Origin of the sequence: Streptomyces sp. NPDC013157 (assembly GCF_042899865.1) — a bacterium.
Lineage (GTDB): Bacteria > Actinomycetota > Actinomycetes > Streptomycetales > Streptomycetaceae > Streptomyces.
The window spans coordinates 1-14,311 of sequence record NZ_JBIBAK010000033.1; the positions used below are offsets into that span (position 1 = coordinate 1).

Annotated in this window: 12 protein-coding genes; 5 read left to right on the forward strand and 7 right to left on the reverse strand. The window is 68.1% G+C overall.

The window, feature by feature from the left end; translation table 11 throughout:
- From ACFY6U_RS51205 to ACFY6U_RS51215, 3 genes are all read left to right on the forward strand, one after another.
- A partial coding sequence (locus ACFY6U_RS51205; protein ID WP_390049917.1) for an SRPBCC family protein occupies positions 1-231 on the forward strand: 231 nt, incomplete at its 5' end.
- Positions 213-998 (forward strand): SDR family NAD(P)-dependent oxidoreductase, encoded by a 786-nt coding sequence (locus ACFY6U_RS51210; RefSeq protein WP_390049919.1) that lies wholly within the window; start codon positions 213-215, stop codon positions 996-998. The genes ACFY6U_RS51205 and ACFY6U_RS51210, both read left to right, overlap by 19 nt.
- A 197-nt stretch (positions 999-1,195) precedes the next feature.
- A complete protein-coding gene (locus tag ACFY6U_RS51215) occupies positions 1,196-1,630 on the forward strand; it encodes a hypothetical protein (protein WP_390049921.1) in 435 nt (144 codons plus the stop codon).
- Here the strand turns inward: ACFY6U_RS51215 and ACFY6U_RS51220 are convergent.
- Both ACFY6U_RS51220 and ACFY6U_RS51225 read right to left on the reverse strand, forming a co-directional pair.
- Positions 1,593-3,263, reverse strand: coding sequence for a hypothetical protein (locus ACFY6U_RS51220; RefSeq protein ID WP_390049922.1), 1,671 nt, complete (start codon positions 3,261-3,263; stop codon positions 1,593-1,595). The two genes, ACFY6U_RS51215 and ACFY6U_RS51220, sit on opposite strands and share 38 nt — an antisense overlap.
- On the reverse strand, positions 3,260-3,622 hold the full coding sequence (locus tag ACFY6U_RS51225) for a hypothetical protein (protein WP_390049924.1): 363 nt from the start codon (positions 3,620-3,622) through the stop codon (positions 3,260-3,262). The genes ACFY6U_RS51220 and ACFY6U_RS51225 overlap by 4 nt, the downstream gene beginning before the upstream one ends.
- A gap of 596 nt (positions 3,623-4,218) precedes the next feature.
- On the opposite strand from ACFY6U_RS51225, the gene ACFY6U_RS51230 reads away from it, so the two are divergent.
- Positions 4,219-5,277, forward strand: coding sequence for an alpha/beta hydrolase (locus tag ACFY6U_RS51230; RefSeq protein ID WP_390049926.1), 1,059 nt, complete (start codon positions 4,219-4,221; stop codon positions 5,275-5,277).
- Between the two features lie 158 nt (positions 5,278-5,435).
- Here the strand turns inward: ACFY6U_RS51230 and ACFY6U_RS51235 are convergent, their stop codons facing one another.
- From ACFY6U_RS51235 to ACFY6U_RS51255, 5 genes are read right to left on the reverse strand one after another with little or no spacing between them, the layout of a single operon-like run.
- On the reverse strand, positions 5,436-6,677 hold the full coding sequence (locus ACFY6U_RS51235; RefSeq protein WP_390049928.1) for an MFS transporter: 1,242 nt from the start codon (positions 6,675-6,677) through the stop codon (positions 5,436-5,438).
- On the reverse strand, positions 6,674-7,987 hold the full coding sequence (locus tag ACFY6U_RS51240; RefSeq protein ID WP_390049929.1) for an amidohydrolase family protein: 1,314 nt from the start codon (positions 7,985-7,987) through the stop codon (positions 6,674-6,676). Before ACFY6U_RS51240 ends, ACFY6U_RS51235 begins: the two co-directional genes overlap by 4 nt.
- Positions 7,984-9,570, reverse strand: coding sequence for an FAD-dependent oxidoreductase (locus ACFY6U_RS51245; protein WP_390049931.1), 1,587 nt, complete (start codon positions 9,568-9,570; stop codon positions 7,984-7,986). The genes ACFY6U_RS51240 and ACFY6U_RS51245 overlap by 4 nt, the downstream gene beginning before the upstream one ends.
- Positions 9,567-10,466, reverse strand: a complete 900-nt coding sequence (locus ACFY6U_RS51250) for an alpha/beta fold hydrolase (RefSeq protein WP_390049933.1) — start codon at positions 10,464-10,466, stop codon at positions 9,567-9,569. Before ACFY6U_RS51250 ends, ACFY6U_RS51245 begins: the two co-directional genes overlap by 4 nt.
- Positions 10,463-11,308 carry an alpha/beta fold hydrolase gene (locus tag ACFY6U_RS51255; RefSeq protein WP_390050005.1) on the reverse strand — a complete coding sequence of 282 codons (846 nt, stop codon included), beginning with the start codon at positions 11,306-11,308 and terminating at the stop codon, positions 10,463-10,465. The genes ACFY6U_RS51250 and ACFY6U_RS51255 overlap by 4 nt, the downstream gene beginning before the upstream one ends.
- A 332-nt stretch (positions 11,309-11,640) precedes the next feature.
- Between ACFY6U_RS51255 and ACFY6U_RS51260 the strand changes: the two genes are divergently transcribed.
- Positions 11,641-13,824, forward strand: coding sequence for a SpoIIE family protein phosphatase (locus ACFY6U_RS51260; protein ID WP_390049935.1), 2,184 nt, complete (start codon positions 11,641-11,643; stop codon positions 13,822-13,824).
- Positions 13,825-14,311 lie beyond the last annotated feature (487 nt).

Genomic DNA, 14,311 nt, shown 5'->3' on the forward strand with positions numbered 1-14,311 from the left:
GGCGACCGCCTGGCCCAGGCGTACTCGCGGGCCCTGCAGTACACCGTGTCCCGGGAGGACCTGGCCGCCATGGAAGACGTCCAGCGCGGCCTCGAGTCGGGTGCCATCAGTGACGTCTACCTCTCCCTCCAGGAGTTCGCGCTCCAGCACCGCTACGGACTCATCGACGAACTGATCGGAGACATTGATGAGACATCGAGAAAGGTATGTGGATGCCGTTCATCGGACTGACCGGGCGGGTCGCCGTGGTGACGGGCGCCGGCAGCGGCATCGGGGCCGCGACAGCTCGCCGACTGGCCGCTGAAGGATGCCTGGTGGCTCTCGTGGACCGTGACGATTGCGCGGCCCGCGCCGTGGCGAAGAGGTGTGAGGGGAAGCCCTTCGTGCTGCGCGCGGATGTCTCGAACGAGGTGGACACGTCCGCGTACATGGAAGCAGTGGCGGCCCACTTCGGCCGGATAGATCTGATCCATCTCAATGCGGGGATCCTCGGTTCCTTCGGTTCCTTCGAGGCAACAGAGGCGACGGAATACGACCGGGTCATCGCGGTCAACCAACGCGGCGTCTTCCTGGGCCTCCGCGAAGCGTTGCGCTACTTCCGGCAGGCGGGCCGTCGCGGTTCGCTGGTCGTCACGAGTTCCCTCGCGGGACTGCGGGCCAGCGCGGCCATCGTTCCGTACACCGCGAGCAAGCACGCCGTGATCGGCCTGGCCCGGAGCGCCGCCATCGAAGGCGCGCCTGCCGGAGTACGCGTGAACGTCGTAGCCCCGGGGTTCATCGAGGCCCCGCTCCAGAGCCATGCCCTGGACTTTCTCGGCGATCCGGACGCCGCCCGGGCGCTGCGCGCGCACAGCCCCGTCGGCCGCATGGGCACGGCAGACGAGGTGGCCGCCCTGGTCGCCTTCCTGCTGAGCGAAGAGGCACCGTTCATTACGGGCGGGGTGCATGTCATCGACGGCGGTGTCGATGTCAGCGACCCCATGCGAAGAGAGGCGTGAACGAGCCGTCCGTCCCGACCACACGCCACGAAAGGACCATCACCACGGACGTTTCGACGTGCGCAACGTCGTCAAGGCCCCCGACGCCTTGCTCGCGGTGACCGAGAACCCCCGTCATCGCGCGATCCTGCTGAACTTCCGTCGCCATGCGCTCCTGGAGCTGACGGGCCGCTGCCGCGAGGTCCTGCAGCCCCGACATGGTCGTGGACGACCCCTACTACCGGATCAACGAGAACGGCATCTCTCTGCACCTGCGCGGCGAGGGGCGGATCGGCCGCTTCTACGCGGGACTCACGGAAGCGGGACTCAACGTCTTCGGCCCCATCAGCGAGAACATCGCCGTGGCCGACTGGGGCCTGGCCATCGAGTCCTGCTTCGGAAATCACATACCGGGACGGGTTCTCGCCGAGCAGGGCGAGGACATCGACGATCCGGGCGCCTACTACCAGTTGACCCACTATGTGGCGTCCTTCCGGCCCTACGACGCCGACGCCCGCCTGATCGGGGAGCACATCTACGAGGACTCGGCCAGCAGACACATCGAGAAGATGGACCCCGCCGACGTCATCACCCCGGAGAGGTCCCGGGAACTGCTCACTCCACTGCTCGGCGCACAGCCGTGGGTGCTGTAGACACGGGCGCCGCGGCCGTCCGCCCGATGAGCAGAACAGTGCTGGTCGTAGAGGTGCCCTCGGCCTGGTGGCGCTGGGCCCGGCGGCGCCCCACGAGGCTGCCGGCCCAGCCAAGCAGGAAGGCGGCCGGGACGGAGACCAGAACAGGGGTGGGGTGATCGAACCAGGCGATGTCGGAGTTCGGCAGGAATGCCTGCGGGCCGCCCGAGGCGGAAGGCGAGGAGACCTGCAGACCCACGCTCAGGATGATTCCGCCGTACACGGTCCACAGTAGACCGGTTCGGTTGAAGCGGTCCCAGTAGAACGTGTAGATCAGAACCGGGGCCACGGTCGACGCGGCCACGGACGTGGCGAACTGGGCGAGGAGAGCGGCAGAGTGTCCCTGCGAGACTACGGTGAGAAGGATGCCGAGGCTGCCGAAGAGCAGGACGGCGACACGCGCCACCATCAGTTCACGCGCCGGATCCGACCGTCTGTGCTGGACGAGGTGGTGGTACGCGTCCCGGGCGAGGGTGCCGGCCGCCGCCAGCGTGATGCTTCCGACGACGGCGAGCACGCTGAGAAAGATCGCGCAGGCGAGCGCGGTGAACAGCAGGCGGCCCAGTCCAGCTCCCAGGCCGCCTTCGAGGCTGCCGGCCAGGAGCATCAGGGAGTCGTCCGCGTTCGACTGGGCACCGAGGATGGTGTGAGCGCCGACTCGCGCGGAAGCACCGAAGCCCAGAATGACCACCGTCACGCACACGAAGGCGACGACTCCGGCTGCGTAACGGACGGAGCGGCGTGCCGTGGCGGTGTCCTTCGCCGCGGCGACGCGGTTGAGAACGTGAGGCATGCAGGCTCCGCCGAGGATGGTCATGACCTGGCCGGCTGCGAAGTCCAGATGCGGTGTTCCGCCAGTGTTGAAGAGACCGCCCGAATTCAGGTACCGGCCTGGGCGGGTGCTGTGTGCGTCCGCGGAGGCGATGAGGGAGTCGACATCCCCGTGGAAGAGTCGGAGCACGGCCACGGACGCGAAAATCATGGCTGTGAGCGTGATGACTGCGGCGAGTACCTGTACGACGGTGATCCCCTTGGCGCCGCTCAGCATGCCGCAGGTGACCACCAGGCCTCCGATCAGCACGGCGCACATCTGTTGTATGCCGAGGCCGGAGAACCCGAGCAGAGCGGCGGTGACGCTGCCGGCGGCGATGAGCTGCGCCACGAGAAGGGGAGCGGTGACCACGAGAACGGTCACCGCGGCGGCCACCCGAGGGGCGATGCCCGGTGCCCGGAGCGTGAACAGGTCGCCGAGCGTGAGGGCGCCGCTGAGCTGAACGGGCCGGACCAGCAGCAGGAGCACACCCAGCGACAGAAGCACGTTGGTCGTGGTGGTGATGCCGTCGAAGCCGATGGTTGCCACGACACCGGTCACGCTGAGGAGAAGGGATGTGGAGACATAACATCCCGCCAACGCCAGACCGTTCTTCCATGCCGAACTCTGCCGGTCGCCGATGTAGAACTCCTTCGGGGCATCTCCGTTCAGGCCCGCGAAGACCGAGCCGAAGAGTGCGACAACCATGAAGAGCATGAAGGAGCTCAGGACCAGGGCATGGTGGTCTCCTGCTGCCGCGAGGACGGCGCGCTTGTCGTTCATCTCCGTCCCCGGATCTGCCCGACGGGCATGGTAGGCGCGTCCGCTTCCGCGGGTACGTGCTGCAGCGGGTCCAGCAGGCGTGCAGAGCCGCGGTCGAATCGGCGGGCCGTCGCCAGCAGGACCACGGCCTGGAGCAGGTAGAGCGACAGCCCGAGGGTTGCGTCGGTGCCGAAAAGCCGCGTGGCGAGTGGGTCGCCGGGAACCGCTCCCAGGACGACCGCAGTGCCGAAGCACGCGGCGTTGGGGGCGAGGAAGGTCCGGTCCAGGCGGACCGCCCGTCGGTGCGCTTCGGACAGCGGCGAGGGAGCGGGGCGATCGGTAAGGCCGTGGTGCTGCGGGGGCTGAGCGGAGCGTTGCATGCGCCACCTTCACGTGCTGGTCGGGGAGTGAGTCGGCAGGCGGCCGCTCTGGACGCGGACCCCGGACCGCGGGGCAGCGCTTTTCCAGGAGGGCGTCAGCGCGCGGCGGCCGGGCGTGGGGAGAGCGCTGTCGTCGTCGATCAGCTGGAGCGGCAGGCACGAGCATCACGGCGCCGCCGACGATGCTGCCGACGCAGACGTAGACGATACCGGAAGTCGTCCCATCGTGTCCTCTCATGTGAAACTTGAGTTCTGCTAGGCCGGACATTACGGTTCGGTAGATGTAGAGGGGGACGATCACTGCCCCATGAGAGTCCGGCACTCTCCGGCTGGGAACGGCGGCTACTGGCCGCAGTGCCCTGATCAGTTCCCTGCGTTCCTGACTCTCTTCAGTTCTGGCTTTCCTCCCTCCGACCTCCCATCCGGCTCGGTGAAAGTCGTGTCCTGTTCGCGATCAGCCCGTTGGAGCCGCACCCCCGTGTCCCTTCTCGCCTGATCCACCGGCCGGGAGCGGAGCGACCTCCCGTCCGGAGTCGGAGCCGCGAACGTGCTCAGGTCAATTTCTGTGTCAATGCCAGCAGAAAGTAGGTGTCCGCATGCCTTACCAGTGGAAGCTCGCCCCGGAGGACCTGTTCGCAGAGCGGTACCGGCAGATGGTGAGCAGCGGTCTGCCGGCCGAGGATGTCGACACCGTCCGATCCGCGGTCGCCGATATGTGGCTCGACCAGCCGGGGGGATGGGTGTACGAGTGGTCGCGACTCGCCGCCGGGTATGCCCGGCACCATCGGCACCAACGTGCGGCGCTGGCCTACGGATGGGCGAAGTTCCCCGCCTTGACGGACGACGCGAGGCGCACGGCGCTGGAGCGGCAGCTTGAGCAGTACGTGCTTGCCGTTCCCGGTTTCAAGGTCGGGTTCGAGCGCCGTATGGTCCAGGTGCTGGGTGAGCATGGGGGCACCGTCGTACCCGTGCACCTTCTGACACCGCCCGGCTGGTCCGGTGACGCCCCCATCCTGCTTGCCAGCGGTGGAGTGGACACCTGGAAAATGGACTTCCACGGGCTCTTCGAGGAGGTCGCCCTGCGCACCGGCATGGGCGTGCTGACCTTCGACATCCCCGGCACCGGTGAGTGCGCCGGGCCCATGGACTCGGAGGACGGCGCCGACATGGTACGCGCACTGGCCGCCGATGCGCGGGCGCTGGGCAATGGGCGCGTACTGCATCTGGGCATCTCCATGGGCGGGCATTTCTCGGCCTGTTCGGGCCTGGCCGGCGATGTCGACGCAGCGGTCGTCATCGGGGGTCCGGTCGAGGCGGCGTTCGCCCGGGGCCGGACCTTCGCGCACGGCATGGACGGCATCGTCGGCAACGCGTTGGGATTCGACCACGAACCGACCCACGCCGAACTGGCCCAGAGTTGGCCGTCGTTCGCACTGCGCCCGCTACTCGACCTCGACGTCAACGTTCCGATGCTTGTGATGAACGGTGCCGAGGACGTTCACGTCCCCCAGCACGACACTCTCGTTTTCGAGGGCCGCCGGGACACGGAAGTCCACTTGCTACCGGACACGGGACACTGTGCCGTTTCCAAGCTGCCCCAGGTACTCCAGTTGATGTTCGAATGGATGGAGCGCCACAAGGCCAGCCCCCGCTGATGCGCGACGACTGCGGCTCGCCTCGGCAGGCTGAGGGCCTTGCTCGCGTCGCGCCGCGAACGACGGGCCGCGCCTGAAACCCCTCGTGAACCACCCGTAGTCAGACGCAGACTCCGGGGGGGCATCGCGGTGACGGAGGCACCGAGAGCAAGCGGGGTTTACCGTTCACGTCGGCCTCGACGCAGAGCCGTCAAGGCGCTGGAGGCCAGCAGGGACACCGCCACGCTGAAGCCGATCCCGGCTGTCCGAAGGCCCACCACGTCGGCCATCACCCCGACGCCCACCACGGGCAGGGAGATCGCGACGTAGAGCACGATGAAGTACGTCGAAGCGATCTCCGCCCGCTGTCCACTGGGCGCTTCGGCGTTGATCGCGGTGAGTCCGGCGCGAAAGCTCACTCCTTGCCCGAGCCCGGCCGTCACGGCGGCGCCCACCAGGAGCACCAGCGACCCCGCGGCGAGTCCCGCGATCAGCAGGGCCATGCCTCCGATCAGCAGACCGCACCCGACGGGCAGGGCTGCTGGGCCCAACGGTCGTACGAGCGTGACCTGACCGATGGCCGAAGCAGCGAATACCGCGCAGACCACGGAGCCGGACAACGCGGCATTGTGCAAGTGCAGGAGATGCCCCAGGAAGGACGGTGCGACAGCCGTGAACAGCCCGAGCACCGAGAAGCCGGCGAAACCGGCGATCGATGCCCGCACGAAGGTGGCCCGCGCCTCCTCGGGCACCCGCGGTCGGGTCATGCTCAGCCGCAGCTGTCCGGTGACCTTGACCGGCTCCGGCATGAGCCACACCCCGACCGTCACCAGGGTGAGCATCCCGAGGTGCACCTCGAACGGCAAGCGCAACGGCATGGGGGCGAGTTGGGCGAGCAGCCCGGACAGCAGAGGTCCTGCACCCAGTCCGCCCATGTTCGCTGCCGTGGCCACCAGGGTGGCGCGTTCCTTGTCGTCCGCGTCGGCGAGGTCGACCAGTGTCGCGGTGGCGGTGCCGGTGAAGATGCCTGCGGAGAGTCCCGAGAGCACGCGTCCGGCGATCAGCAGCGGCAGGTTGTCCGCGCCCAGGAACAGCAGCCCGCTGAGTGCGGCGCAGGCGAGTCCGGGGAGCAGCGTGCGCCGTCGTCCGACGACATCCGAGGCACGTCCGAACAGCACCAGAGCGGTCAGAACCCCCACCGCGTACGCGGCGAAGATCACTGTGGTCATGGCGGTCGAGAAGCCCAGGCGATGCTGGTAGAGCACGTACAGCGGGGTCGGCAAAGTGGTGCCCAGCATCGTCACGGCGAAGGCCAGGGCCACCAGCCAGAACGCCGCCCCGCGTGGTGGGGCCGGTCGGCGTGGACGCTCGCCGAAGCGCGGCGGCCCGGATGTCTCGGGCAGCCGAGGACGAGTTCTCACGCTGCGCCCATCGCGTGGAGGAGCCGTTGGCCCGAATCCAGGAGCCGGTCCTTGACCTCGGCGATGTCCGGGTGAAGCAGGACGTGGTCACGCTTGCGCCAGCGTCCGGCGATCATGACCGCCTCGATGTTCGCGATGTCCGAGTGCAGGACAGCAGCAATCGGGTTGTGGGCGGGCCAGAGGTTGAGGGCACGGCTGTCGACGGCTACCAGATCGGCCTGCATGCCCGACTCGACGCGGCCGACCCGGTCGGCCAGGCCGAGCGCCTTCGCCCCTTCGACGGTGGCCCACTCCAGAGCCTGCTTGGCGGTGACCGACGGCCTGTCGGCGAAGGTGCCGGTGGTCTGGCGGTGCTGAGCGTGATCGAGGCTGCGCTGGTGGGCAAGGGCGACGCGGGCGGCGGTGAGGACCTTGCCGGGTACGACGGTGTCGACGTCGGTGCCGAGCGAAGGAGCCCCCCCGTGGCGCAGCAGGGAGCCGGTGACGGGGGTGCCGTGGCCCTGGCCGAGTTCGTTCTCGGGTGTGCTGGTGAAGGTGACGCCGGCCTCGACCAGCGTCCTCACCCAGCCGTCGGGCAGGTCCGAGCCGTGCACCACGTTGGTATGAGGGCTGAACAACCCGGCATCGCGTACGGCTTCCCAGCCGGGCGCGGGGCCCCCACCGCTCTGGTGGAGGGACACGACGAGACCGCGTTCGGCCGCGGCCCGGAAATCGGCCACCGCGGTGCTGGGGGAGGAGTATTGCGGGCCCTGGACGGCCATGCCGAGCGTGAGCAGGGCATGGCCGCGGACGGGGCCGTCAAGGAGGCGGTCCGTCTCGGCGAGCGGATGGGGCAGGTCCGGGTCCCGGTAGGGGGTGCCGTGCAGGAAGACGGCGCGTATGCCGGCTCGCACGAGCCCTTCGACGGCTGCGTCGGCGTGCTCGGGCGTCAGGCTGTTGTGGCACCAGTCGCCGAGAGTGGTAGTGCCGCAGTTGATCTGGTTCAGGGCACCGGCGAGATTGCTGACGTACATGTCGTCGGGCCTGTAGTGCTGGACGGCGCCTCCGTGCAGATGGGTGAGGTACTCCATGAGCGTCCAGTCGGCACCCACGGACCGCAGCCCGGTCTGCCAGGTGTGCAGGTGGGCGTTGACCAGGCCGGGGATGACCACCCGTCCGGTGAGGTCCACGGGTTCGGCATCGGGTGCGTCCAGATCCTCGCCGATCATGGCGATGCGGTCGCCTTCGACGAGGATGTCGACGCATTCGGCGTCGGGGCGGCCTGGCGCCATGGTGATGACCTGTGCACCGCGCAGCAAGGTGCGGCTCATTCGGCGACTCCTGTACGGGAGGAGGATTCCGACACGATGCGACTCCTTGCGGGAGGTGTCATCGCCTCGATGGCGGTGCGGGTACCGGTGAGGAAGTCCTGGGTCGCGATGTGGCCGATGTAACCGTCGGGGCGGACGAGCAGCAGGGCCTCCCCGGCGATCCCGTGCACCTGCCCGAGTGTCCCCGCGGAGTCGGTGAGGAAGTGGTCCGCGCTGTCGGCGGGGGAGCCTACGGCGATCCGCTTCACCTCTGCGCCGGCTGCCGGCCATTCGAGCCGGTCCAGGGCGTCGGCGGCGCGGCGGCCGTGGGCGAGGGCGGTGAAGTGCGTTCCGCGGAAGATGTCGAAGAGCCTGACCTGTTCCCCGTCGCGGCCCGTCAGGACGGCGTCCGGGGCGCGGTCACCGACGCGCAGCTTTTTGGTGCGGTCGCTGTCGCGGGGCGCGAGGGGGCCGCCGAAGTAGCTGAGGGCGAGCTGCTGTTCGTCCTTTCCGCGGCTGATGCTCGACGGGTCGAGCTTGGCGATGCCCTCGTACTTCTTCGCCGACATGCCGAGCACTCCGGCGGCGATCGGCATCCGTTCGGCCTCGTAGGTGTCCAGCAGCCCGGGGGCGGTGCCCGCCAGGACCTGGGCGAGCTTCCAGCCGAGGTTGTAGGCATCTTGGATGCCGGTGTTCAGTCCCTGGGCACCGGCCGGGGGATGTACATGCGCGGCGTCGCCTGCGATGAAGACCCGTCCCTGGCCGTAGTTCTCAGCGAGGCGGATGTTGGGCCGGAACACCGACGTCCACTGAATCTCGCTCAGTGTGATACGCCGGTTGCCGGTGGCCGAGCGGATCTGGTCGTTGAGCCGCGCCATGTCGGGCGCGGGCTCCTCGTCGATCGCCGGTCGGATCATCCACTGGAAGAGGTTACTGTGCGGCAGGGGGCAGGCGCCGACGAACTTCCCCCCGGTACGTGGCCACATGTGCCATCGGTCACGGGACAGGCCCGTGGTGACGGCGTCCACGACGAGCATCCGGTCCTGTTCGTCCGTCGATCCGGCGAAGCCGATCCCGAGCTGTTTGCGGACGGTGCTCGAACCGCCGTCGGCGCCGACGACATACCGGGCGGTGATCTCCTCGATCCCTGCGGGGCTCGACACCCTGGCGCTGACGAGGTCGGTGTCCTGGTCCAGTTCGACCAGCTCCGACGCGAACTCGACGTGGTGCCCGAGCTGTGCGAGGCGGTTGTGCAGGGCGCGGTCGGTACGGTACTGCGGTATCAACCATGTGTTGGGATACGGAACGTCCGTGCTCGGCTGCCGGTTGCGCATCATCGGCCACGGGGCTGCGAAAGGGCCGAGATGAATCCCGGCGAGCGGATAGGTGCTGCCGCCGGCGATGACGTCGTCGAGCGCTCCGAGGTCCTCCAGGACCTCCAGGGTGCGGGGCTGGATGCCCTTGGCCCGTGAGCCGTCGAAGGCGTGATCCGACTTGTCGACGATGCGGATGTCGAGGCCGCGGCGTGCGAGGTCGATCGCCAGCGTCGTCCCGGCAGGCCCGGCACCGATGATCAGGATGTCGAGAGGTTTGTGGTATTTCATGAGCCCTGCCTTTCCGTGCGCGTTGCCGTGAACGACGCGATCCGTTCGGCGACTTCCCGGGGCTGTTCATAGGGGGCCATGTGGCCGCAGTCCTGGATGACATGGCACTGCTGCGGCTTCAGCAGGGAGCGCGCGGCAGCGAGTTGACCGATGGGCGTGACTTTGTCGTCCTCGCCCCAGAGCAGCAACGTCGGTATCTCCAGCGTTCCCACGCGCTGGAACAGCTCGGTGCGGCCGGACAGCGGCAGGTGCTGGAGTGTGTCGAAGAACGCGTACAGCGAACCTTCGTAGCTGTAGGCTTCGAGAACCATCGCCGTCAGCTCGGCGGACCGCTCCGGATCACGCACGTTGTGGCCCAGGTGGCTCTCCAACAGCCGGCGCCCGAACCGCCGGGCCACGAAACCGGCCGGCAGGTCACTGGCGAGCAGTCGGTGCGGCGGCAGCTTCTGCCGGATGAGTCCCGCAGGTCCCGCCAATGTCAGGGTCGCCAGGGACTCCCGATGCCGCGTGGCGTACTGCATCGCGACAAGGGCGCCCATGGAGGTGCCGACGAGGTGCACCGGCTGGCCGATGCCGAGCCGGTCCGTCAGTTCGGCGAGCTGGCGGACGAACAGCGTTTCGTCGTACGTCGCCCGCACCCGGTCGGAGTAGCCGCGCCCGTAGGCGCTGCAGGCCAGGGTACGCAGCCCCCTGGTATGCAGTTCCGCCGCCAGGCCGTCCCAATAGAACAGCGGAACCGTCAGCCCGCCGGCAAGCAGGACCACCTCGCCGCCGTCGGGCCCGGCCAGCGCATAGTGGGTGACACCGTCGGACAGCTCGACGAAGCTACCGCGCAGGTCCTGCCGCGAGACCGGGTCGAGGCGGTGGTCCTCGCCGTCGGCTATGAAGTACTTCACGCTCGTTCTCCTTGTTCCTCGATGCCCTCACGGGAGTCGAGGAACTTCGCTATCGCGCCGCCGACCCATTGCGGGTCTTCTTCCGGCAACAGATGGCCCCCTTCGCTGTGGACCATTTCCTGAGCGCCCCGGATGTCACGGGCGAAGTGCTGGCCGTCGACGCTCGCGCTGCGCAGCACCAGCGTCGGCACCGCGATGCATGGGATGTCCGCACTGCGGTCGGGCTGGTCCGTATTGACGAAGTCGATGAAAGCCGACCGGTTTCCGGGTCGGCTCATGAGCTGGTGCGCCCGCTCCACCATCTCCTCGTCGACGATGTCCGAGTGCGGGCCGACGGCCGAGCGCAGGTTCCGCTCGATCACGCGGCGAGGCATTGCCAGGCGCAGCAGGGGACGCAGCAGCGGGTTGCGTGCCAGTCGCAGACCGGCCGGGACCGACTTCTCCGGGTAGCCGGTGGCGTTCACGAGCACCAGGCCGCTGACCCGATGCGGATGCTCCAGTGCGTAGTTCCAGGCGATGTTGCCGCCCAGCGAGTTGCCGACCACAGCACTGCTGCGCACGCCCAGCGCGTCCAGAAAACGGGCGACCGTCGCCGCGTACGTCGGGATGCGGTAGTCCCGGTCGGCGCGTGGTCCGGTGAGGCCCCACCCCGGCAGATCGGGACGGATGACGTCGAACGACGACGCCAGCGCGGCCGCCACGTCTTCGAAATGGTGCAAGGACGAGGCGCTGCCGTGCAGCAGCACGACCGTCGGCCCGTGTCCTGCGCGTTTGTAGTGGACCCGCAGATCGTCGACGACCACGAATCGCGAGTCGGATTGGGGTTCGGCCCAGAGCTTCATAATGGCTACAGTGTTGCCATTATTTTCGGCCCGGGTCAAGTGACAGGCAGCACAGGGCGAACTTGCGGATCCGGACGTGACGGGGGGCGACGAGTACGCCGACGGTTCGAGGTGGGGAGCCCGGGCCGGTCGGAGTCGCTCGGTGAGCTTGAGGACGGCGACGATCGCTGTGGGGTCCGCCGGCCCGTTCCTGCCTGGAGCGCGCGGAAGGGATCGTCCGGGCGCCGTCACGCAGACGGTCATGGGCGAGATCATGACCGGGAAGCCGCAGACGCTGCCCGGCATCCTCGGGTTCGTATGCATATGCCCTCGATCGGCGTAACGTCGTTGCCGTGGAGCCCACAGTGGACAGCGTTGTGTCCAGTGCCGTGCACGCGCTCAGCCTGGGAGCGGAGCGGTTGATTCACGACGTGGAGCGATGCCTGCAACGTGAGGTGCCCGAACTTTGGGAGGATCCGGACGTAGCGCGGCTGACCAGGGAAAACATAGTCAAGTACTTTGCTGCCGCGTTGCCCGGCCTTGAGCAGGGCAACGACCCGAGCGAGATCCCACTGCCGGCTATCGACGGGGAGGGTGCGCGTCGACTGGCCCAGCGGGGGAAGTCGGTCAGCTCGACGTTGCGGGGACTCCGGCTCGCGCAGAGCTGCGTCGTCGACAGGCTGCTCGAAGAGATCGCTCGACTCACCGACGACACGGAACTTGCCGGCGCGGCGATGCGCAAACTGGTCGCGCTCGTGGCCGCGTACGTGGACCGCTTCTCGGAGCAAGAGGTCATAATGTTCCACGAGGAGCGAGATCGCCACCTTCGGCAGCGGATGTCCGTGGTGAACGAGGCGGGCATGCGCGTCGGCACCACCCTGGACATCGTCCGTACCTCCCAGGAGCTGGCTGACCTGGCTACCGGGTATTTCGCCGACGCCGTCACCGTCGACATGCTTGACTCGGCCCTTGGAAACTGCCCCCAGCGGGGCGGGGTACCGGTCGTGCGCCGGGTGGCGCAGCAGTCGGTGATGGAAAACGGTCCGGAGCCTTCCATACCGCCGCAGCAGCTCCATAGTTTTCCGGACGGATCACCACTGGCTCTCGCCCTCGATTCCGGCCGGCCTTCGCGTCACATCCATGCGTCCCTGCTTGAGGACCGCCAGGCGGCGCGGTCGGCCCACGGCCCTGACACCGATGCTCAGCGGATCCACTCGACACTGGTGGTGCCGCTGCGTGCCCGTGGTAGCACGCTGGGTGTCGCACAGTTTTTCCGCCACCGCACCCCCGACCTCTACGACGAGCAGGATCTCCTCCTCGCTCAGGAGATCGCAGCCCGAGCAGCGGTAGCCATCGACAACGCCCGCCGTTACACGCAAGCCCATAGCACAGCTTTGACGCTGCAGCGCAGCCTTCTCCCAAGGGTGACGCCGTCGCAGTCCGCCGTGGAGGTGGCCTGCCGCTATCTTCCTGCGGCCGCTCAACTCGGCGTCGGCGGCGACTGGTATGACGTGATCCCGCTGTCCGGTGCCCGCGTCGCCCTGGTGGTGGGTGACGTGGTCGGCCACGGTGTCCATGCCGCCGCCACCATGGGCCGCCTGCGGACCGCCGTACGCACGCTGGCGGACATAGACCTGCCGCCCGACGAACTCCTCACGCACCTTGACGACGTCGTGCTCCGCCTGTCTGCCGAAGCCATGGCCGAACCGGACGTCGCATCAACGGGGGATATCGGCGCCACCTGCCTGTACGCCGTTTTTGATCCCATCGCCAGCTGCTGCACCCTCGCCCGTGCGGGGCACGTGCTCCCCGCCGTAGTCAGCCCAGACGGAATCGTGACCCTTCTTGACCTGCCGGCCGGCCCGCCGCTGGGCCTGGGGGGCATGCCGTTCGAGGCAGTGGAAGTCGACCTGCCGGAGGGCAGCCTCCTGGCCCTGTACACCGACGGCCTGATCGAGTCCGCGGACCACGACATCGAAGCGGGTCTCACCCGGCTGCGCCACGCCCTCGCCCAGCGCACCCCCTCGCTGGAAGCCGCCTGTGACACCGTCCTCGAAGCCTTGCTGTCCGCCGATCGACCGCGCGACGACGTAGCCCTCTTGCTGGCCCGCACCCAAACGCTCGGGGAGCGCCAGGTCGCCACCTGGTCCGTTGACGCTGATCCGGCCGCGGTCGCTCTCACTCGGGCGGACGTTTCCAAGCAGCTGTCCGTTTGGGGGCTGGAAGACCTGGACTTCACGGCAGAACTGATCGTCAGCGAATTGGTCACCAACGCCATTCGCTACGGTCGTCCCCCCATCCGTTTGCGGCTCATCCACGATCGCACCCTCACCTGCGAGGTCTCTGACGCGAGCAGTACCAGCCCACACCTGCGCAGGGCCCGTATCTTCGACGAAGGGGGACGCGGTCTGCTACTCGTCGCCCAACTCGCCGAACACTGGGGAACACGTCACGCCCGACAGGGCAAGACGGTGTGGGCCGAGTGTGCCCTGAGCCCGCCGGACATCTTCCCCAGCACACTTGGGCTGGATGTGTAGGGGCACCTCGGCTCAGCGAATCCAGGTGTGCAACAACCTGGTGGCCCCCGCTTCGGAGCGTTGGCGCACTGACATGACCGGAGAGACGCTCGCTTGCCACCTTCCGCGTTGTCGAGCTCAGGCGCTGTCGACGCGAGGTTCGAAACTGTCTCGTTTCCTCTGTGCCGGCATCGCTGAGATCCCGGCGTCACGGCACGGACGACCTGCCGATCCTCCAGGTGAGGTCGCCCCGTCGCGCCCGGGGTACCAGCGGATCGAGTACTCCCGCTCCTGGTCAGTCGACTCCTTCGGAGGCAATGGCCGCAAAGAACTGCACGCCAGAGGCCTCATGAATCTTCATCTCCCACGCAACGATGGCAGCACACGCAATCCGCGCCGACTCCCAGGGCCGGTAGCCCTGTTGCGGGGCCACGAAGGCGGTCGTGGGGAGCCGCAGCCGGATCCGGTAGCAAAGACCCCTTGTCGGGACAGATGGCCGGATGGAATT

Bases quoted from the DNA above. Each gene is read 5' to 3' on its own strand.
- ACFY6U_RS51210 (WP_390049919.1), top strand. From the start codon at position 213: ATGCCGTTCATCGGACTGACCGGGCGGGTCGCCGTGGTGACGGGCGCC.
- ACFY6U_RS51215 (WP_390049921.1), top strand. From the start codon at position 1,196: ATGGTCGTGGACGACCCCTACTACCGGATCAACGAGAACGGCATCTCT.
- ACFY6U_RS51220 (WP_390049922.1), bottom strand. From the start codon at position 3,263: ATGAACGACAAGCGCGCCGTCCTCGCGGCAGCAGGAGACCACCATGCC.
- ACFY6U_RS51225 (WP_390049924.1), bottom strand. From the start codon at position 3,622: ATGCAACGCTCCGCTCAGCCCCCGCAGCACCACGGCCTTACCGATCGC.
- ACFY6U_RS51230 (WP_390049926.1), top strand. From the start codon at position 4,219: ATGCCTTACCAGTGGAAGCTCGCCCCGGAGGACCTGTTCGCAGAGCGG.
- ACFY6U_RS51240 (WP_390049929.1), bottom strand. From the start codon at position 7,987: ATGAGCCGCACCTTGCTGCGCGGTGCACAGGTCATCACCATGGCGCCA.
- ACFY6U_RS51245 (WP_390049931.1), bottom strand. From the start codon at position 9,570: ATGAAATACCACAAACCTCTCGACATCCTGATCATCGGTGCCGGGCCT.
- ACFY6U_RS51255 (WP_390050005.1), bottom strand. From the start codon at position 11,308: ATGAAGCTCTGGGCCGAACCCCAATCCGACTCGCGATTCGTGGTCGTC.